General features: G+C 72.4%; 16 protein-coding genes, 1 tRNA gene and 1 pseudogene. 8 read left to right on the forward strand and 10 right to left on the reverse strand.

Annotated elements, in window-relative coordinates; translation table 11 throughout:
• Positions 1 to 294 (forward strand): annotated as a pseudogene (locus ABT381_RS19500) (glycosyltransferase); the annotation flags it as partial.
• Here ABT381_RS19500 and ABT381_RS19505 read toward each other — a convergent pair.
• Complete coding sequence (locus ABT381_RS19505; protein WP_351595538.1) at positions 291 to 1,154, reverse strand: helix-turn-helix domain-containing protein; 864 nt, start codon at positions 1,152 to 1,154, stop codon at positions 291 to 293. The pseudogene ABT381_RS19500 and the gene ABT381_RS19505 sit on opposite strands and share 4 nt — an antisense overlap.
• 132 nt (positions 1,155 to 1,286) lie before the next feature.
• Here ABT381_RS19505 and ABT381_RS19510 point away from each other — a divergent pair, with 132 nt between their 5' ends.
• Entirely contained in the window at positions 1,287 to 1,715 is a 429-nt protein-coding gene (locus ABT381_RS19510; RefSeq protein WP_351595541.1) for a hypothetical protein, read from the forward strand.
• Here the strand turns inward: ABT381_RS19510 and ABT381_RS19515 are convergent.
• Complete coding sequence (locus ABT381_RS19515; protein WP_351595544.1) at positions 1,708 to 4,755, reverse strand: alpha-mannosidase; 3,048 nt, start codon at positions 4,753 to 4,755, stop codon at positions 1,708 to 1,710. The two genes, ABT381_RS19510 and ABT381_RS19515, sit on opposite strands and share 8 nt — an antisense overlap.
• Before the next feature lie 201 nt (positions 4,756 to 4,956).
• On the opposite strand from ABT381_RS19515, the gene ABT381_RS19520 reads away from it, so the two are divergent.
• From ABT381_RS19520 to ABT381_RS19530, 3 genes are all read left to right on the forward strand, one after another.
• Complete coding sequence (locus tag ABT381_RS19520; protein ID WP_351595546.1) at positions 4,957 to 5,475, forward strand: M23 family metallopeptidase; 519 nt, start codon at positions 4,957 to 4,959, stop codon at positions 5,473 to 5,475.
• A 631-nt stretch (positions 5,476 to 6,106) separates the two neighbouring features.
• Positions 6,107 to 6,307 (forward strand): hypothetical protein, encoded by a 201-nt coding sequence (locus ABT381_RS19525; RefSeq protein ID WP_031051304.1) that lies wholly within the window; start codon positions 6,107 to 6,109, stop codon positions 6,305 to 6,307.
• Between the two features lie 84 nt (positions 6,308 to 6,391).
• The gene (locus tag ABT381_RS19530; RefSeq protein ID WP_351595548.1) at positions 6,392 to 7,252 is read left to right on the forward strand and encodes a DUF2637 domain-containing protein; all 861 of its coding nucleotides are present in this window, start codon (positions 6,392 to 6,394) and stop codon (positions 7,250 to 7,252) included.
• A gap of 91 nt (positions 7,253 to 7,343) precedes the next feature.
• Here the strand turns inward: ABT381_RS19530 and ABT381_RS19535 are convergent.
• From ABT381_RS19535 to galU, 7 genes are all read right to left on the reverse strand, one after another.
• A tRNA-Ala gene (locus ABT381_RS19535) sits at positions 7,344 to 7,416 on the reverse strand.
• A 75-nt stretch (positions 7,417 to 7,491) separates the two neighbouring features.
• Complete coding sequence (sepX, locus tag ABT381_RS19540; protein ID WP_351595550.1) at positions 7,492 to 8,646, reverse strand: divisome protein SepX/GlpR; 1,155 nt, start codon at positions 8,644 to 8,646, stop codon at positions 7,492 to 7,494.
• A 152-nt stretch (positions 8,647 to 8,798) separates the two neighbouring features.
• Positions 8,799 to 9,413, reverse strand: a complete 615-nt coding sequence (locus tag ABT381_RS19545) for a GNAT family N-acetyltransferase (RefSeq protein ID WP_351595552.1) — start codon at positions 9,411 to 9,413, stop codon at positions 8,799 to 8,801.
• A 14-nt stretch (positions 9,414 to 9,427) separates the two neighbouring features.
• Positions 9,428 to 9,958 (reverse strand): MogA/MoaB family molybdenum cofactor biosynthesis protein, encoded by a 531-nt coding sequence (locus ABT381_RS19550; protein ID WP_351595554.1) that lies wholly within the window; start codon positions 9,956 to 9,958, stop codon positions 9,428 to 9,430.
• Positions 9,955 to 10,458, reverse strand: coding sequence for a cyclic pyranopterin monophosphate synthase MoaC (gene moaC / locus ABT381_RS19555; RefSeq protein WP_351595557.1), 504 nt, complete (start codon positions 10,456 to 10,458; stop codon positions 9,955 to 9,957). Before moaC ends, ABT381_RS19550 begins: the two co-directional genes overlap by 4 nt.
• Before the next feature lie 150 nt (positions 10,459 to 10,608).
• Positions 10,609 to 11,925 carry a molybdotransferase-like divisome protein Glp gene (gene glp, locus ABT381_RS19560; protein ID WP_351595560.1) on the reverse strand — a complete coding sequence of 439 codons (1,317 nt, stop codon included), beginning with the start codon at positions 11,923 to 11,925 and terminating at the stop codon, positions 10,609 to 10,611.
• 4 nt (positions 11,926 to 11,929) lie between these two features.
• Positions 11,930 to 12,832, reverse strand: a complete 903-nt coding sequence (gene galU / locus ABT381_RS19565) for a UTP--glucose-1-phosphate uridylyltransferase GalU (protein ID WP_351595563.1) — start codon at positions 12,830 to 12,832, stop codon at positions 11,930 to 11,932.
• Positions 12,833 to 12,888: 56 nt separating this feature from the next.
• Between galU and ABT381_RS19570 the strand changes: the two genes are divergently transcribed.
• Positions 12,889 to 13,500 (forward strand): 5-formyltetrahydrofolate cyclo-ligase, encoded by a 612-nt coding sequence (locus ABT381_RS19570; RefSeq protein WP_351595614.1) that lies wholly within the window; start codon positions 12,889 to 12,891, stop codon positions 13,498 to 13,500.
• A gap of 54 nt (positions 13,501 to 13,554) precedes the next feature.
• Here ABT381_RS19570 and ABT381_RS19575 read toward each other — a convergent pair whose 3' ends face one another.
• Positions 13,555 to 16,269, reverse strand: coding sequence for a penicillin acylase family protein (locus ABT381_RS19575; RefSeq protein WP_351595566.1), 2,715 nt, complete (start codon positions 16,267 to 16,269; stop codon positions 13,555 to 13,557).
• Between the two features lie 192 nt (positions 16,270 to 16,461).
• Here ABT381_RS19575 and ABT381_RS19580 point away from each other — a divergent pair, with 192 nt between their 5' ends.
• Together ABT381_RS19580 and ABT381_RS19585 are read left to right on the forward strand one after the other, a co-directional pair.
• Positions 16,462 to 17,967 carry a potassium/proton antiporter gene (locus tag ABT381_RS19580; protein WP_351595617.1) on the forward strand — a complete coding sequence of 502 codons (1,506 nt, stop codon included), beginning with the start codon at positions 16,462 to 16,464 and terminating at the stop codon, positions 17,965 to 17,967.
• Positions 17,968 to 18,360: 393 nt separating this feature from the next.
• Positions 18,361 to 19,581, forward strand: coding sequence for an MFS transporter (locus ABT381_RS19585; RefSeq protein WP_351595620.1), 1,221 nt, complete (start codon positions 18,361 to 18,363; stop codon positions 19,579 to 19,581).
• The last annotated feature ends 38 nt before the right edge of the window (positions 19,582 to 19,619 follow it).

The following is a 19,619-nucleotide window of genomic DNA, read 5'->3' on the forward strand; positions in this document are numbered from 1 at the left end:
CGCGCGGGCGTGCCCACCGTGCCCGTACCGGTCACCGCCGACCAGCCCTTCTGGGCCGCCCGCCTGGCCGCGCTGGGCGCGGCGACCGCCCCCGTACCCTTCAAGGCCCTGGCCGCCCCGGACGCCGAAAACCGGCTGGCGGCCGCCATCGAGAGCGCGGTACGCGACACGGGGATGCGCGACCGTTCCCGGGACGCGGCGGCCCGCATGGCCACGGAGGACGGCGCCGCCCACGTACTGCGGGCGGTCGAGCGGCTCTCCGAAGGCGGCCCGGCACGGACGGCGCTCGGCTAGCTCCCCGCCGCGTCCAGTGTGCGCAGTACCTCCGCCGTGTGGTCGTCGAGCGGGAAGAACAGCTCGATGGCCAGCTCGGAGAGGGTGACGTCGTTGGGGGCGCCGATCACGGCCATCGTGCTGAACAGGGCCAGCTCGCCGTGCGGGGTACGGAAGCGGAGCGGGACGACGGCCTCCAGGGGGCGCGGCTCCGCGGTCCCGTAGGAGGGCGTGGCCGCCGCCTCCGGGGGCCCGTAGGCGCGCGCCTCCTCGTACAGCGCGCGCAGCTCCGGGTCGCCGGTCGCCTCCGCCTGGTGGAGCAGCCGCTCCAGGAAGTGGCCGCGTACTTCGGGGAGGTTGGTGCAGCGCGCCGCGAGCCCTTCGGGGTGCAGCGCCATGCGGGCCACGTTGGCCGGGGGTGCGAGCAGCTCCGGGGGCACGCCGTCCAGGAGGACGCCCATGGCGCGGTTGCCGGTGACGACGTTCCAGCCGCGGTCGACGACCACCGCCGGGTACGGCAGATGGCTGGTCAGCATCATGTCCAGGGCGCCGCGCACCGACCGCAGCCCGTCGTCCTCCAGCGCGCTCTCCCGGTAGGCGGGCGCGTAACCGGCAGCCAGCAGCAGGCCGTTGCGCTCCCGGAGCGGCACGTCGAGGTGGTCGGCGAGGCGCAGCACCATGGCGCGGCTGGGGCGGGCCCGGCCGGTCTCCACGCAGGACAGGTGCCGGGACGAACTCCCGGCACGCAGCGCCAGTTCGAGCTGGCTGAGCCGGCGGCGGCGCCGCCAGTCCCGCAGCAGCGTGCCGACGCGCGGGTGGTCGGCGGGCGGGGACTGCCGGCCGGACGCGCCGTCGGCGTCCGCGAGTTGGGCGGTGGTCATGGCTCGGAGCGTAGCCGGGCCGGTCGCGGCGTCCATGACCTCGGAGGTCATTGCCCGCCCCACCCGCCCCTTGCCACCGTTCGGTGCGTACGGACGGCCCGTACGCACCGCCGTAGGCCCAAGGAGGCCCGCATGACCACCTCGACCTCTCCCCTCGCCGCCCGGGGAAACCGCCCGGCCCGGGACGCGTCCCGGCTGCTGCGCACGGTACTGCGGACCGACAGCGCGAGTACGGCCGCGTTCGCGGTGCTGATGCTGGCCGCGAGCGCGCTGACCGCCACGCCGGTCGGGCTGCCGCGCGGACTGGCGGTGGTGTCCGGGTGCGGGATGGTGTGCGGCGCGGCGGCGTTCTGGCTGCTCGCCCGGCAGCCGGTACTGCCGCGCCGCCTCGTGGCCGGCGCGATCGCGCTGAACGTCGTGTGCGGCGCCGCGTTCGCCGTCCTGGCCTGCACCGACCTCGTCCCGCTGACCGGCTTCGGCCGGCTGTTCCTGGGCGTGGGCGCGGCCGTCGTCGCGGTCTTCGCGGACCTGGAGTACGTGGGCCTGCGCCGTATCAGCTGATACCTGGGCGCGCGCCGCGCGCCAGCCGCAGCGTGAGGATCCGGAACGGCCGCAGCGCCACGGCCACCCGCCCGCCGGCCGTCACGGCGTACGAGGGCGCGTCGGCCAGCGGCCGTTCCAGCAGGTCGGTGGCGTACGCCTCGGCCACCGGGAAGCCCGCCGTCAGCGTGGCCTCCGCCCGCCCGCCGGCCGCTTCGTACAGCCGCACGACCACGTCGCCACCCCGGTCCTCGGCGAGCTTGACCGCCTCGACGACCACCGCGTCGTTGTCCACGCCGACCAGCGGCGCGACCTCCCGCGAGCCGGGCACCGTGCGCTCCGGGAGGTTGATCCAGTGCCCCTCGCGCACCGCGTCCAGCGTCCCCGCACCGGGCGCCAGCGCGTACCGCAGCCGGTGCCGGCCCTGGTCGGTCTCCGGGTCCGGGTAGCGCGGGGCGCGCAGCAGGGAGAGCCGGACGGTCGTGGTCTGGCCGCCGTCGGGCCGCATGTCGCGGGTGACGTCGTGCCCGTACGTGGAGTCGTTGACCAACGCCGCGCCCCAGCCGGGCTCCTCGACCTGGAGCCAGCGGTGCGCGCAGATCTCGAACTTGGCCGCTTCCCACGAGGTGTTGGTGTGGGTGGGCCGGTGGACGTGCCCGAACTGGGTCTCGGCCGCCGACCGGTCGGCCTTCACGTCCAGCGGGAAGGCGGCCTTGAGAAGCTTCTCCCGCTCGTGCCAGTCGACGTCGGCGGTCAGGTCCACGACGGCGGCACCGGCGCGCAGGGTGAGCGTCTGGACGACCGTGGAGCGGCCGAAGGCACGGGTCACCTCGACGGTCGCCGCGTCCGGGCCGTCCGCCGCCAGCCGCAGCTCCGTCACGTCGGTCAGGTCGGTGACGCGGTGCCGGTAGAAGGCGTCGATGTCCCAGGCATCCCAGAAGTTGGGCAGGTCCGGGTGGAGCTGGAGGAGGTTCGCCGCGCGGCCCGGCGCCAGCGCCTCGCGGCGGGCCCGCAGGTCGTACGCGGAGACCAGCAGCCCGCGGCCGTCGATCTCGGTGCGCAGCAGCCCGTTGCTGAGGATCCAGCCGCCGCCGGGGCGCGCGACCGCGGTAACCTCCGCGCCGCGCCCGACCGCCGCACGGGCCGCGCCGCCCGCCGGTACGCCGTGCCGGGCGTGCGGCGCCCCGTTGAAGACGATCTCGTCGCTGCCCGGCCCGGCGAGTGTCCGCTGCGCGCCGTCGACGATGTCGCGCAGCTCGGCGTGGACCCGCGCGTAGGTCTCCCGGGCCTCGCGGTGCACCCAGGCGATCGACGAACCGGGCAGGATGTCGTGGAACTGGTGCAGCAGGACCGTCTTCCACAGCCGCTCCAGTTCTTCGTACGGATACGCGTACTCCGGTACGCGGACCGCGGCGGTCGCCGCCCACAGTTCCGCCTCGCGCAGCAGCGACTCGCTGAAGCGGTTGCCCTGCTTGGTCTTGGCCTGCGAGGTGTACGTGCCGCGGTGCAGCTCCAGGTACAGCTCGCCGACCCACACGGGCGCGGCCGCCGCGTACTCCTCGTGGGCCTGCTCGAAGAAGGCGGCGGGGCGCTCGATCGCGACGCGCGGCGAGCCCTCCAGGTCGCGGCAGCGCGCCGCGCGCGCCAGCATCTCGCGGGTCGCGCCGCCCCCGCCGTCGCCGTGCCCGAAGGGGACGAGGGAGCGGGTGCCGCGGCCCTTCTCGCGGTAGTTGCGTGCCGCGTGCGCCAGTTCGCGGCCGCTCAGGTCGGAGTTGTAGGTGTCCACGGGCGGGAAGTGGGTGAAGACACGGGTGCCGTCGATGCCCTCCCACCAGAAGGTGTGGTGCGGGAAGGCATTGGTCTGGCTCCAGGAGATCTTCTGGGTGAGGAACCACCGCGCGCCGGCCAGCTTCACCAGCTGGGGCATGGCCGCGGTGTACCCGAAGGAGTCCGGCAGCCACACCTCCTCGGTCTCGATCCCGAACTCCTCCAGGAAGAACCGCTTCCCGTAGAGGAACTGCCGGGCCATGGCCTCCCCGCCGACCATGTTGGTGTCCGACTCCACCCACATCCCGCCGACCGGCACGAACTGCCCGGCCGCGATCTTCTCCCGCACCCGCGCGAAGACCTCGGGCCGGTGCTCCTTGATCCAGGCGAGCTGCTGCGCCTGCGACATGGCGAAGACGAACTCCGGGTGGTCGTCCATGAGGGCCGTCATGTTGGCGCAGGTACGGGCGACCTTGCGGACGGTCTCGCGCAGCGGCCACAGCCAGGCGGAGTCGATGTGGGCGTGGCCGACCGCGCTGAGGCGGTGTGCCGAGGCGTGGGCCGGTGCGGCGAGCACGGCGGCCAGCTCGGCGCGGGCGGCCTCGGCCGTACCCGGTACGTCGTCGGTGTCCAGGGCGTCCAAGGCGCGTTCGAGGGCGCGCAGGATCTCGTGGCGGCGCGCGTCGTCCGCCGGGAGCTGCTCCATCAGCCCGCCGAGCACCTCCAGGTCCTGGATCAGCTCCCACACGACGGGCTCGAAGACGGCCAGGTCCAGGCGGTTCAGGCGGTAGAGCGGCGCGTCACCGGAGGTGAGCCGGTCGCCCTCGTACGTCGGCCGCTGGACGTTGAGTACCGGATTGGCGGCGGCCTCGACGTACAGCTCGACCTCCTCGCCGCCCGCCATCCGGTCGCCGATCCGCACCCAGTCGTTGCGCGGATTGAGCGCCTTCACCGCCTCGCCGCCGGCCCGGTAGACCAGGCCCTCGCTCTGGAAACCGGGCATCATCCGGTCGAATCCCAGGTCCAGTACGGCCTCCACGGTCCGGCCCGCCCACTCCCGCGGCACCTGTCCGGTGACCTTGAACCAGTTGGTGCCCCAGGCCGGGCCCCACGCCTCGCCCGCCGCCGCCGGCGCGTACGGCGCTGCCAGCCCCTCGGCCACCGGCACCGGCTCGCCCGGCGCGTCCCAGCGGCCCACGGTGAGCGGCACGGACGCGCTGTACAGGGCGGGCCTGACGCGTTCGTCCAGGACGCGGCGGAGGCGGTGTTCCACGATGCTGCGGTCGTCGTGCATGCGGCTGCTCCGGTGGGTGCGTGGGGAGACCCGGCGAGTACGGCCCTGCCTTCACAGCCTGCCCGGTGGGGGCGCTGAGCCATGCACGGCGCGCCCGCCGTGCATGGTTGCGCGCCCGCCGTACCGAGTGGTCCACGCCATTGACCCGGGCGGCGGGTTTCCGCATTGCGACGGCCCGTCGGACGCGGTGGGGTCGCCCCTATGACAGCGTTCAAGGATCTGACACTGCGTCGCACAGTCCCGGTCGCCGTCGCCGCCTCGGCCCTGGCCCTGACGGCCCCTCATGACGCGACCGCCGTCGACGCGGCAGGCACCTATGCCCGCCCGATCACCGCTCCGTACCACGTGACGGCGCGGTACGGCGTGCCCGGCGACTGGGCCGCCGGGCACCATCCAGGGGTGGACTTCGCCGTGCCGACCGGCACGCGCGTCCGCTCGGTGGGCTCCGGCACGGTGGTACTGGCCCGCCGCTCCGGCGCCTACGGAAAGGCGGTGACCGTTCGCATGCGTGACGGTCACTACATCGTGTACGGCCACCTCTCCCGCATCGCCGTCAAGAAGGGCCGCCATGTGGGCCCCCGCACCCGGCTCGGCTCCAGCGGCTCGACCGGGCGCTCCAGCGGCCCGCACCTGCACTTCGAGGTGCGCGACGCACGCGGTTACGGCAACGACGTCAACCCCATGCGCTACCTGTCCCGGCACGGCGTGCACATGAGGTGAGACCGGGCAGCCCGCCCGCTCGCGCCCGCTTCTTCGCGTCCGTCTCCGCTGCCGCCCGGCCTCGCTCGGTGCGGACAGGACACCGCGGAGAAACGGGTGTTGAGCGCGGTCCGGGCGGGACCTCCGGGTTGGCCGATCTGCGCCCGGGTATCCGACACCCCCGTACGAGGAGGGATACATCGAACGCGGGCCCGGGCGCCACGGCATCTCCCACGCCTTTTTACGTTTATCTCCGCGACCCCGACGGCCAGCGGGTGGAGATATATACCTCCGACTATTACACCGGGGGCCCCGATCACGAGACGCACCGCCGGCACGTCCACGACGACCGGCGGCGCGAATTCCGGGGCAATGCCGCTGCGCCCGGTGACCGGCGCGCTGCTGGACGAGTCGGCGGTCCAGGTGGGGCCGGCGGACCGGTCCGACCCGCCCGCCGCGTCCTCGGCCGGCGGCCCGTCGGCCACGGTCGCGTCCGCTCAGCATATTTACCCAAGGGCCTTCTATTGCAGAAAAACATGAACCGGTCGGCATTCCCGACGGCCGTAAAATCAAACTCGAATTACCTGGATGCCACGTTTCTTTGCGGCTTTTTCTTCGTTGACGGAGTATGCCTGAGACAACCATTCCGCGAATGCGGCAACTCGGTGGCTGGCACCTGAGTTCGGCAGTCGCCGCCGGCCGCCCGGACGTACACCTGGAGCGTGCCGGGCAGCGCGTACGGCTGGAGCACACCGGCGACCTGCTGGAGGTGCTGCTGTCGGCGCTCGACGGCATCGAGGCCACCCTGGGACCGCGGGACCGCGCGGAGCGCCCGCCGCGCATCAGACGGTAGGCGCCACTGCCGGTTCCGGCCGCCCCGCGGCTCGCACCGGCCTCCCGCCCCGGTCCCGGTCCCATCGATCCCACGAGAGCCGACGTGTACGACACTCCCCAGGCCCCCTACCCGACCGGTCCCGCGCACCCGGGAGGCGCCGGCCATCCGGACGGCCCCGGATACCCGGGCGGCAGTACCGGATACCCGGACGGCTCCGGGCGGCACCGGCTGCCGCGCCAGACCGCCGACGGGCTCGACACCGCCCCCAGCCTCGCCGGCATGCCGCTCTTCCGCGACGACATGATGCTCGGCCACGACGACATGGCGCTCGGCACCACGTCGGACGGCTGGGACGCCGCCGTGGTGGAGGAGCTGGAGGGGGAGCTGGCGCAGCTCCTGGAGACGGCTGAGCAGCCCGTGGTGGCGCCGCAGCCCACCCCGACCCCGGCCGTGCCGCCCACCCGGCACCGCAAGACCTCGTTCCTCCGCAGCCACGTCGCCACCTGGACCTGGCAGCGCGTACTGAGCCTGGTGTCGGTGACGCTGACGGCCCTGATCGTCATCGCGGTGAGCATCCTGGGCGCCCTCGCGACCTACCCCTCGCTCCGCGCCCTGGCCGGCGGCGTCGCGCCGCGCCACATCGCCGACCTGTGGCCGCTGCTGATCTACGGCCCCTGGATCGCCGCCACGCTGTCCATCCTGCGGGCGCGCGCCTACCGCCGCCGTACCGCGCAGTCCTGGCTCGTCGTCATCTTCTTCGCGGCCGTCGCCATGCTGCTGTGCATCGCCCACACCCCGGCCACCCCGGCCGGCATCACCGTGGCCGGACTGCCGCCGGTGACCGTCCTCCTCTGCTTCCACCAGCTCGTCCGCCAGCTGGACCTCTCCCCCGCACCCCAGGTCGTCGCCCGCCACGCCCAGAACACCAAGGGCGGCAGCCACCGCCAGCGCGTGGGGTCCTGAGCGGCACCCCCGCCCCGGCCGCGGAGCGCACCACTCGATACGAATACGAAAGAACCCCTGCCGGAGTTCCCGGCAGGGGTTCTGATGTCTGTGGACCTGAGGGGATTCGAACCCCTGACCCCCTCGTTGCGAACGAGGTGCGCTACCAGCTGCGCCACAGGCCCTTGCGACGAGTGAAACTCTAGCATCCTTGCGGCCGTGCTCGGAAATCGCTTCCGGCGCTGGTCAGGAGTGGCGGGTCACTCGTTCGCGGCGCGCGGGCGGTCCAGTCCCTCGTCGGCCGGAGCGGCGAACTGGTCGAAGAGCGGAGTACGGCCGCGGCGGCCGCCGGCGGGGCGGTCCCGGCCCGGCGCCGGACGGGGATCCGCGTCCGCGGCACCGGTGCCCGCGACCGGACCGGAGCCGTCGGCGGGCGCCCCCGCACCGCCCGCCGTACCGGACCGGGCGGAGCTCCAGGCGTCGTCGGCGGTCAGGTCGACATGGCCGTTGGCGCGCGGCGCCACGGGGGCGGTGACGTACGTCGGCAGCGGCACCGGGACCGGCTCCCAGCCGTCCCCGTCGCGACGGCCCCGGGGGCGCTGCGGGTCTGCCGACTCCGTATGCCCGGCCTGCTCGACAAGAGGGCGGCGGCCCGCGCTCGGCGCGGGCTCGGGGCGCACCGGCTCAGGCGCGGGGCCGGCCGGTTCGGCGGGGGTCTCCTCGGCGGGCGCCTGGTGGCCCGCCTGCGGAGGGCGGGCGCGGCGCCCCTCCCGGAGCCGCTGGGCCGCGACCTCGGCCCCCCGCTGGTCCATCGTGAAGGCGAACCGGCGGCGCTCCTGGAGGCGGAGGTACACGATGTACGCGCTCAGCAGGGCGGCGGGGACGCCGGGGGCCCACAGGAAGGTGACGCCGCCCACCCCGGCGACGACCGCGCCGATGGAGAAGACGAGGAAGAGGACCGTGATCGTGCGGCGGCGTCGCGCGAGGACCCGGGCCCGCTTCGTGCGCTCGGCGGACGAGGGACGCGGAGGCGCGGCGGCGTGCGAGGGAACCGGGCCGTGCGGCTGGACGGCCGTGGGCGCGGCCTCGCGCTCCTCGGGGGCGCGGGCGTCCGCCGCGGACGTGCCGGGCGGGCGGTCCTCGTCCGCGGGCGTGCCTGCTGACCGGACGCCGGCCGCGTCGGCCGGTGCGTCCGGGTCCCGTTCCCCGCTCGCATCGTCGGCCGAGCGCCCTTCCTGCCCCTTGGCGTAACGGCGTTCCATCGCCGCCCGCCCCGACAGGAGCCGGATGGCGGTACTGAAACGCTCCGTAGGACGGGCCTCATTGAGTTCGTCCTGCCTACGGAGCCACATCGGCACCAAGTAGGCGGCCCAGGCCCCGACGATGACTGCGTAGATGAGGCCGCTGCTGCTCACGCCTCACACGGTAGAGGGGTTTGAGCGGGGCCATCCGCCAATTGAGCCGGTGTGTCGCACGATCTGGCTGATATCTCGAACTTTTTTTGTGATTGTTGCGATCAACGCACTGTTGAATGTGTCGAATTGATGGATTAATTCGAACAGATTTTTTATTTGTGGGATGTCCCTGGGGTGCCCGGCTTCTCGCGGTGCCACCGGGCGAGCAGCCCGCCCGGCACCTCCTCCGCCGTCAGCGCGAAAACCAGGTGGTCACGCCAGGCCCCGTCGATGTGCAGATAGCGCGGCCGCAGCCCCTCCTCGCGAAAACCGAGCTTTTCCACCACCCGGCGGCTGGGCACGTTCTCCGGGCGAATGCACACCTCGATGCGGTGCAGGCCGACCGTACGGAAGCAGTGGTCCACCGCGAGCGCGACCGCGGTGGGCATGACACCGCGCCCCGCGACGGCCTGGTCGACCCAATAGCCGATATGGCCCGAACACATCGATCCCCAGGTGATCCCGGCGACCGTCAGCTGCCCGGCCAGCCGGCCCTGGTGCTCGACGACGAAGGGCAGCATCCGGCCCGCGTGCGCCTCCGCCCGCAGGTGCCGCACCATCTGACGGTAGGTCGGCCGCTGGACCGGCGGCGCACCGGGCGGCGCGGGCGGGATGGTGGCCTCCCACGGGCGCAGCCAGTCGCGGTTGCGCCGGTTGACCTCGCGCCAGGCCCGCTGGTCGCGCAGCCTTATCGGGCGGAGGGCCGTGTCGCCGTCCGCCAGCTCCACCGGCCAGGGCGCGTTCAGTGCGTACTCCCGGCCGGTCTGGGGTGGTCGCCGCCGCGGAGCTGGTCGACGGCGTGGACGAGCAGGCGTTCCAGTACGGCGAGGCCGTCGCGGACGCCCCCTGTGGAGCCGGGCAGGTTCACGACGAGGGTGCGGCCCGCGACGCCCGCCAGGCCCCGCGAGAGCGCCGCCGTGGGCACCTTGGCCAGGCCCTCGGCCCGGATCGCCTCGGGGATGCCGGGCACTTCGTAGTCCAGCACCCGGCGGGTCGCCTCCGGGGTGGCGTCGGTGGGCGAGATGCCCGTACCGCCGGTGGTGACCACCGCGTCGAAGCCGCCGGCCACCGCGTCGCGCAGCGCGGCCTCCACGGGGTCACCGTCCGGGACCACCCGCGGGCCCTCGACCTCGAAGCCGAGCGCGGTGAGCGCCTCGGCGATCAGCGGGCCGCCCTTGTCGGCGTAGACCCCGGCGGCGGCCCTGTTGGACGCCGTCACGACCATGGCCCGGTACGGGCGCGAGGGGGCGGCCGGGGTGGAGTGCGCGCTCATGCGCCCGCCTCCGCGTCGCCCTCGCGCACCCAGTCGCCCGACTTGCCGCCGCTCTTCGCCTCCACCCGTACGTCGGTGATGACCGCGCCCTTGTCGACGGCCTTGACCATGTCGATCACGGTGAGCGCGGCGACGGTGACCGCGGTGAGCGCCTCCATCTCCACGCCCGTACGGTCGGTGGTCTTCACCGTCGCCAGGATCTCCACGGCGTCGTCCGCCACCGACAGCTCCACCTTCACGCCGGAGACGGCCAGCGGATGGCACAGCGGGATCAGGTCGGGGGTGCGCTTGGCGCCCATGATGCCGGCGATGCGGGCGGTGGCCAGGGCGTCGCCCTTGGGAACGCCCTCGCCGCGCAGCAGCTCGATCACCCGCGGCGCTACCAGGACCCGGCCACTGGCGCGGGCCGTGCGCGCGGTGACGTCCTTCTCGGATACGTCGACCATACGGGCCGCGCCCGCCGCGTCGATGTGGGTGAGGTGTTGCTGGCCGCTGCTCATCGTTCTCCTGGTCCGGACCGTGCCGCGCCTGTGCGACGACACCGTACCCGCAGCGGAGGACCGTCACCCGGCCAGCCGGGCGCTACGGGAGAAGCGGGCCACCCGGGGGCGGCAGCGCGCCACCCGGGCCGGCCGCCCCCGGAGGAGCGGCTATCCGAGGAGGACCACGTCCACCTCGTCCCCCGCGGCGACCTCCGTGACGTCCTCGGGCACCGCGATCAGGCAGTTGGCGTGCGCGAGCGCCTTGACCAGGTGCGAGCCCGCGCCGCCCACCGGGGTGACCGTGCCGGACACCGGGTCGTGGCGGCCGCGCAGGAACTGCCGCTTGCCCCGGGGCGAGGAGGCGATGTCCTCGGTGCAGCGGGCCCGCTCGGTGTACCGGTGCACGTCCTGCAGGCCCATCAGGGCGCGGATGGCCGGGCGGACGAACAGCTCGAAGGACACGTAGGAGCTCACCGGATTGCCGGGCAGCGCCAGCAGCGGGGTGCGGTCCGGACCGATGAGCCCGAAGCCCTGCGGCTTGCCCGGCTGCATGGCGAGGCGCCGGAACTCCACGCTGCCCTCCTCGCCGGAGAAGTCCGCCAGCGTCTCCTTGACCACGTCGTACGCGCCGACGCTGACGCCGCCGCTGGTGACGACGATGTCGGCGCGGATGAGCTGGTCCTCGATGGCGGCGCGCAGCGTGTCGGCGTCGTCGGCGACCGCGCCGACCCGGTAGGCGAGCGCGCCGGCGTCGCGGGCGGCGGCGGTCAGCGCGAAGCTGTTCGAATCGTGGATCTGGCCGGGACCCAGCGGCTCGCCGGGCTGGACCAGCTCGCTGCCCGTGCCCATGACCACGACGCGGGGGCGCGGCCGCACCTTGACGGTCGCGCGTCCGATGGCGGCGAGCAGGGCGATCTGCGGCGGCCCGATGACGGTGCCGGCGGCCAGCGCGGGCTCACCGGCGGAGACGTCGCTGCCCCGGGCCCGTACGTAGGCGCGCGCCTCCACGGGGCGGTGCACCCGGACCTCGCCGCTCGCACCGGCCGGGTCGGTGCTGCGGGCGCGCATCGTGGTGGCGGGGCCGCCTCCGGTGCCGCCGTCGGTCCACTCCACGGGGACGACGGCCTCGGCACCCGGGGGCAGCGGGGCGCCCGTCATGATGCGGGCGGCCTCGCCGGGCCCGACAGGGGGCAGGTCGCCGCTGCCTGCCGCCACGTCACCGACGACGGTGAGGGTGGCGGGGTACTCCTCGGTGGCCCCCGCCACGTCGGCGACGCGGACGGCATAGCCGTCCATCGAGCTGTTGTCGAAGGGGGGCAGCGCGACCGGCACCGTGACGTCCTCGACCAGGACGCACCCCTGGGCGTCCAGCAACTGGAGCTCGATCGGCTCCAGCGGACGGATCTTGGACAGGACGTCCTGGATGTGGTCGGCCACCGACCAGACGCGGTCGGGGTGGCTGGTCCGGTCGGTGGTGGCGCTCAAAGCCCTACATCTCCTCGGTGACGTAACTGCGCAGCCAGGTCCTGAAGTCGGGGCCCAGGTCCTCACGTTCGCATGCCAGTCTGACAATGGCACGCAGGTAGTCGCCACGGTCTCCGGTGTCATAGCGGCGGCCCTTGAAGACGACGCCGTGCACGGGGCCGCCCAGCGAGGGGTCGGCGGCCAGCGCCTGCAGGGCGTCGGTGAGCTGGATCTCGTTGCCGCGGCCCGGCTCGGTCTTGCGCAGCACCTCGAAGACGGCCGGATCGAGCACGTACCGGCCGATGATGGCGAGGTTGCTGGGCGCGTCGGCCGGGTCGGGCTTCTCGACCAGGTCGGAGACGGTCACGACGTCGTCGTCGCCGGTAGGGGCCGCGGCCGCGCATCCGTAGAGGCCGATCTGGGCGGGGTCGACCTCCATGAGGGCGATGACCGAACCGCCGTACTCCTCCTGGACCTGCACCATGCGCTGCAGCAGCGGGTCCCGGGGGTCGATCAGGTCGTCGCCCAGGAGGACGGCGAAGGGCTGGTCGCCCACGTGGGGCTCGGCGCACAGGACTGCGTGGCCCAGACCGCGCGGGTCGCCCTGCCGTACGTAGTGCATCGTCGCGAGGTCGCTGGACTCCTGCACCCGGGCGAGCCGGGACTGGTCGCCCTTGCGGCTGAGCGCCTCTTCGAGTTCGTAGTTGCGGTCGAAGTGGTCTTCCAGCGGGCGCTTGTTGCGGCCGGTGACCATCAGGACGTCGGAGAGCCCGGCGGTGACGGCTTCCTCCACCACGTACTGGATGGCCGGCTTGTCGACGACCGGCAGCATTTCCTTCGGGGTCGCCTTGGTGGCGGGCAGGAAGCGGGTGCCGAGGCCGGCCGCCGGGATGACAGCCTTACGGATCCGAGTACGCGATTCAGTCATGCGCCACACGATAACCGGAGCTTTGTGACAGTTCATGATTGTCCGGTGAAAAGCGCATGAGAGTGGAGCAAGGGCGCACAGTGACCACGAACGACGCTAGGAAACGCGGGTTGCGGCGAGACCTCATCGAGATGAGGAACTCGTTGCCTCTAAGTGACGTATCCGCGGCCGGATCGGTTCTGTCCGAGCGGGCGCTGCAGCTCAGGGAGTTGGCACAGGCCCGGACGGTCGCCGCTTACGTGTCCATCGGCCGGGAGCCGTCCACCCGCGCGCTGCTGGACCGGCTGCGGGAGGCGGGCGTGCGCGTACTGCTGCCGGTCCTGCTGCCGGACAACGATCTGGACTGGGCGGCGTACGAGGGCCCTGAGCGGCTCGTGAAGGCCGGACGGGGGCTGCTGGAGCCCGCGGGGCCCCGGCTCGGCCCCGAGGCCGTCACGGGCGCGGGAGCGGTGTTCCTGCCGGGTCTGGCGGTGGACCGGCGGGGCCTGCGGCTCGGTCGCGGGGGCGGCAGTTACGACCGGGTGCTGGCGCGGCTGGAACGCGCCGGTGCCACGCCCGCGCTGGTGGTGCTGCTGTACGACGGCGAGGTCCTGGAGGAGGTGCCGGCCGATCCGCACGACCGGCCGGTGCAGGCGGCGGTGACACCGTCGGGCGTGCACCGGTTCTGAAAACGCGATTGCCGGGGCGGACGGGCCACCCCGGCAATCACTGGAACCACCGCGTCACGGCGACAGCGTCAGCGTGTCCTTCGTCGCGGCCTTGACGGCCTTCTCCGAGAAGGCCCACGGCAGCAGTTCGCCCTTGACCCACTTGCCGGTCTGGTCGTCGTAGTGCGCGTTGTACGCGTGCCCCGAGGCGCCGGTGAGGTTGATCCAGCGCGACTTGTCGAGGTCCGCGAGGTTGACGACCATCCGCATCGAGGGCACCCAGACGACCTGGTAGCCGCCGGCCGCGTTCCAGCCGGTGGCGTCCACGGCCGCCTCGCCGCCGCCGAGGTTCCACGGGCCGCGGTTGAACAGGCCCTGCAGCATGCCGGGTCCGTCCGTGCCGAGCGTCTGGTTCTTCAGCGTCAGCTGGTGCAGGCGGCCCCAGCTCCAGGTGTTGATGTTCTTGCCGAGCTTGGCGGTCAGCTCGTAACGCGCGTCCTTCATGGCGTGCGCGAGGAGCTGGTCGCGGTTCTTGTCACCGGGGCGGCCCGGCTTGTCCTCGGTCTTCCACCAGTCGTTGCCGGGGTCGTCGAGCATCTTCCGCACGACCTCGTACCAGCGGTCGCCGCCATCGGGCTGGGCGGAGTCCTTGGCGCGCTCGCCGCATTCGCGCACCCACTTCTGCAGGTCGTCGGCCGGCCCGGTCTCGTCGGCCGGGTGGACCGTCAGGCACTGGCCGTCGACGCGCAGCTCCTTGGGCATCTTGTCGCCGAAGGCGAGCTCAAGGGTGTTGCGCCAGACCGCGTTGAAGTAGGCGGCGGCCGCCGAGTCGGACTCCTGGGTGTAGTTCCAGCCCTCCAGGAGCTGCTGGGCCTCGCGGACGTACGGGTCCTTGACGTCGAGCTTCAGCAGGTACGGCGTGAGCAGTTCGGCGATCTCGCTGCTGTTGTCCAGCTGCATCGTCTGCATGTCGTGCATGGAGACCTTGCCGCCGTCCTTGATCTTGGACTGGATCAGGTCGTTGATCCGCTGGCTGCGCGCTCCGTAGCCCCAGTCCCGGGTGATCAGGTACGGGTACTTGTCCTGGTCGATCACGGCCTGGTTGGCGGTCACGATGTAGCCGCTCTTGGGGTTGAGCTCCCAGGGCAGCGCGGACTGCGGGATGTAGCCGGTCCACCGGTACGCCGGGTCCCAGCCCGGTGCGGGCAGCGAGCCGTCTCCCTTGCCGCGTACGGGGATGCGGCCGGGCGCCTGGTAACCGATGTTGCCCTTGGTGTCGGCGTAGATGAGGTTCTGCGACGGCACCTCGAAGTTGTGCGCCGCCTTGCGGAACTCGTCCCAGCCAGAGGCCCGGCCCAGCTCGAACACGGCATCCATGGAGCGGCCGGGCGAGAGCGCGGTCCACTTCAGGGAGATGGCGTAGCCGTCGCCGCGGTCGGGCGCGGAGTTGCCCACGGGGGCGTCCTTGCCGACCTTGGTCAGTTCGCTGTCGCGGTCGGAGACCACGGGCCCGTTGTTGGTGGACCGTACGGTGATTCTGCGGCTGGAGCCGCCGGCGACCTTGATGGTCTCCTTGCGGGTCGTGAAGGGCACCTCACGGCCGTCGTACAGATAGCCGTTCTCGCCGACCTTCTCCAGGTACAGGTCGGAGACGTCGGCCCCGAGGTTGGTCATGCCCCAGGAGATGTCCTGGTTGTGGCCGATCACCACGCCCGGCATCCCGGAGAAGGTGAAGCCGGAGACGTTGTAGTTGCACTGCGGACTCTTCGTACGGCAGTGCAGGCCCATCTGGTACCAGAGCGAGGGCATCTGCGGCGCCAGGTGCGGGTCGTTGGCCAGCAGCGGCTTACCGGTGGTGGTGTGCTTGCCGGAGACGACCCAGGAGTTGGAGCCGATGCCGTTGCCGTTCGGGCCGAGCAGCGCGGGCACTTCGTCGAGGGTGTTCGAGAGCGACGAGAGCTGGCTCTGAAGGGACTGGGCCGCGCCGGCCGCGCTCCCGGACTGCGTGCCGCTCGCGGTGGCCTTGGGGTCGAACTCCTTGGTCGCCGGGTCGACGGCGCCGCCCTGCACGACCGGCTTGTTGCGGTCGTACGGGTAGGACGGGTAGAGCTCGGCGATCTGCTTCTGGGAGAAGCGGCTGGTCATCAGGGACCGGTCGATCTCGTCCTGCATGTTGCCGCGCAGGTCCCAGGCCATGGCCTTGAGCCAGGCCACGGAGTCGGCCGGCTTCCACTTGCCCGGCTTGTAGTCGTTCTGAAGGCCGAGCGCCGCGTACTCCAGGGACAGCGCCGAGTCCTCGTGGTCCCCGAGGTAGGCGTTGACGCCGGCCGAGTAGGCGTCGAGGTACTTCTTCGTGCTGGCCGACAGCTTGGTGTCGTACTCCTTCTGCGCGGTGTCGTGCCACCCGAGGGTGCGCAGGAAGGAGTCGGTCTTCACCTGACTCTTGCCGAACATCTCCGAGAGCCGCCCGGCCGTCATGTGGCGGCGGACGTCCATCTCCCAGAAGCGGTCCTGCGCCTGGACGTAGCCCTGGGCGCGGAAGAGGTCTTCGTCGGTGTCGGCGTAGATCTGCGGGATGCCGTTGCCGTCCCGCATGACGTCCACGGGGCTGGACAGGCCGGGCATCTTCAGAGACCCGGTGGTCTCCGGGTAAGAGGCGCGGACGGTGCTGACGCCCCAGAACGTCCCGTAGCCGACGCCCGCCACGAGCAGAAGCACGACCAAGATGACGACGAGGCGGGCGCGCCGCCCCTTTTTCTTCGGAGCGGGGCCGGACTTGTTGGCGGGCATCTCTGTCCTTCGAGGGGCAGGGTGGGAGTGCTGGAGCAACCATAGGCGCACCGGTTCGGCGACCCCTACGCGGAGTCACCACCAACGCGTCCGATATTCAAGCAATGGTAAATTGTTAGGGTCAGTAACTAGATACGGTAAGTAAAATCCGGGGAGCGCTCGCCCGGAAAGTCACGTGGAAGGACCCGGCCCCTGACTGTCGACCGCCTCAACGAACTCCTGCTGGTCTGCTCTTTCGTACTGCTCATCGCCGTGGCGGCCGTACGGATCTCCTCGCGCAGCGGGCTCCCCAGCCTGCTCGTCTACTTGGGGATCGGCGTCGCCATAGGGTCCGACGGCATCGGCGTCGTCTTCGACAACGCCGAACTGACCCAGATCCTCGGCTACGCCGCGCTCGTGGTGATCCTCGCCGAAGGCGGCCTCGGTACGAAGTGGAAAGAGGTCAGACCGGCGCTCCCCCAGGCCGCGTTGCTCTCCACCCTCGGCGTCGCGGTGAGCGTGGGGGTCACCGCGGCCGGCGCGCACTATCTGGTCGGGCTGGACTGGCGGCAGGCGCTCCTCATCGGCGCGGTGGTCTCCTCCACCGACGCGGCGGCGGTCTTCTCGGTGCTGCGCAGCGTCCCGCTGCCGGCCCGCCTCACGGGCGTCCTGGAGGCCGAATCGGGCTTCAACGACGCCCCGGTGGTCATCCTCGTCGTCGCCTTCTCGACCGCGGGCCCGGTCGAGCACTGGTACGTCCTCATCGGCGAGATCGCCCTGGAGCTGGCCATCGGCGCCGCGATCGGCGTGACGATCGGCTGGCTCGGCGCGTACGGCATGCGGCACGTGGCCCTCCCGGCCTCCGGCCTGTACCCGATCGCCGTCATGGCCATCGCGGTCTCCGCGTACGCCGCGGGCGCCCTCGCGCACGGCTCCGGCTTCCTCGCGGTCTACCTGGCGTCGATGGTCCTCGGGAACTCCAAGCTGCCGCACTCGGCGGCCACCCGCGGCTTCGCCGAGGGCCTGGGCTGGCTCGGCCAGATCGGCATGTTCATCCTGCTCGGCCTGCTCGTCACGCCGCACAACCTCGGCGACGACATCCTGCCCGCGATCGTCATCGGCCTGATACTCACGCTGATCGCCCGCCCGATGTCCGTCCTGCTCACCCTGCGGCCGTTCCGTATGCCGTGGCGCGAGCAGACGCTGCTCTCCTGGGCGGGGCTGCGCGGCGCCGTGCCCATCGTGCTGGCGACGATCCCCATGGTCGGCAAGGTCCCGGGGAGCGAGCGCGTCTTCAACATCGTGTTCGTCCTCGTGGTCGTCTACACCCTCGTGCAGGGCCCGACCCTGCCCTGGCTCGCCCGGCGGCTGCGGATCGGCGACAACGAGGAGGCGGCCGACCTCGGCATCGAGTCCGCCCCTCTGGAGCGCCTGCGCGGCCACCTCCTGTCGACCGCGATCGGGCCGAAGTCGCGGATGCACGGCGTGGAGATCGCCGAGCTGCGGCTGCCGGCCGGCGCCGCGGTCACCCTGGTCGTCCGGGACGGCACAAGCTTCGTACCGTCCCCCACGACCGTCCTGCGGCGCGGGGACGAGCTCCTGGTCGTGGCCACCGATCCGGTGCGGGACGCGGCCGAGCGGCGCCTCCAGGCGGTCTCCCAGGGCGGCAAGCTGGCCGGCTGGCTGGGCACGGGCGGGGCGTCGGCGCCCCGGCGGTGACCGGACGGTCGACGCCCCGCCGATCACAGGTGTGGGACAGATCTCACCGGCCGGATCGCAGGCCAAGGTGCCCCTTCGCCTGTAGCATTGAAGAAGCAATGCACGACACCCACTCTGCCTGATGCAGAGCTGGCGCGACCGCTCGGCGGCCGCGGTCCCCTGCGCACGCAGCCACCTCTCAGGTGCGGACCCGGTATCACTCGGTCCAGCGCGAGAGGACAGCTCTCGACGCGTTCTCCGTGATCACCTCACGGGCGCGTCACCAGGCGGCGGAAAGGCCCGGCCGTGGCATCCACGGTCCAGAACGCTTCGACGGCCCACGACGAGTCGCGAACCCCCGAAAGCGCTCCCGCGGGCGACCCGTCCGGCAAGCGCCCCGGATACGGGCAGCTCCTGCGCACCCCGGGAGCGTGGACCTTCGTCCTGCCCGGCTTCCTGGCCCGGCAGCCCTTCGCGATGCTCACCATCGGCATCGTCCTGCTCGTCCAGCACACCACCGGCTCCTTCGGGACCGCGGGCGCGGTATCCGCGGCCACCGGCATCTCGATGGCGCTGTTCGCCCCGCAGAGCGGCAAGCTCGCCGACCGCTTCGGGCAGCGCGCCGTGCTGCTCCCCGGTGTGGCCGTGCACGCCGTCTCCGTGGCGGCGCTGCTTACCCTTGCGCTGCTGCACGCGCCCCTGTGGGCCCTGCTGGTCGTCGCCGTCCCTACGGGAGCCTCGACGCCGCAGGTCGGCCCGATGGTGCGCGCACGGTGGGCTGCTCAGCTCAGCGACAGCCCCCTGATGCCGACCGCGGCCGCCTTCGAGTCCGTGACCGACGAGTTCACCTTCGTGGTCGGCCCGGTGCTGGCGACCGCGCTGTGCACGAGTGTCCACCCGGCGGCCGGGCTCATCGCCGAGGCGGTCCTGACGCTGGCCGGCGGCCTGCTCTTCGCCGCACAGCACCGGAGCCAGCCGGCCGCACACCGCACGAAGGAGGGCAGCGAGGCCCGCACCTCGGCCCTCTCGATCCCCGGTGTACGGGTCCTCATCGCGGTGTTCCTCGGCATCGGCTCGGTCTTCGGCGGCATGCAGGTCTCGCTGACGGCGTTCACGGAGTCCATCGGGCAGCCGGGCATCAACGGCGTGCTGTACGGGATCTTCGCGGCGGGCAACATGACCGCCGGCATCGTGTGCGGCGCGATCGCCTGGAAGGTCGGCCCGCGCCGCAGGCTGCTCGTCGCCTACGGACTGCTGGCGCTGGCCACCACCCCGCTGTGGGCCCTCACGGCGGTACCGCTGCTGGGCGCGACCGGCCTGGTGGTCGGCCTGTGCATCGCACCGGCCCTGATCACCGGCTACACCCTGGTCGAGTCCCTGGTGCCGGCCTCGGCCCGTACGGAGGCGTTCACCTGGCTGACCGGCGCGGTGGCGCTGGGCCAGGCCGCGGCCGCCACGGCCGCGGGACAGCTCGCCGACCGCTTCGGCCCCAGCGCCGGATTCTTCGTGCCGCTGGCCGGTACGGCGCTGGCCTTCCTGGTGCTCGCGGCGCTGCGGGGACGCCTGATTCCGCCCGGTACGGGGCGGATCGCGGCACGTGGGGTCGGTCACCGTACGCCGGTCACAGTGGACTGACGCGCCGGAATACTGCACTATGGATCGTCGTTAGCACT

The sequence above is a fragment of the Streptomyces sp. NPDC000151 genome (assembly GCF_040301705.1).
Lineage (GTDB): Bacteria > Actinomycetota > Actinomycetes > Streptomycetales > Streptomycetaceae > Streptomyces.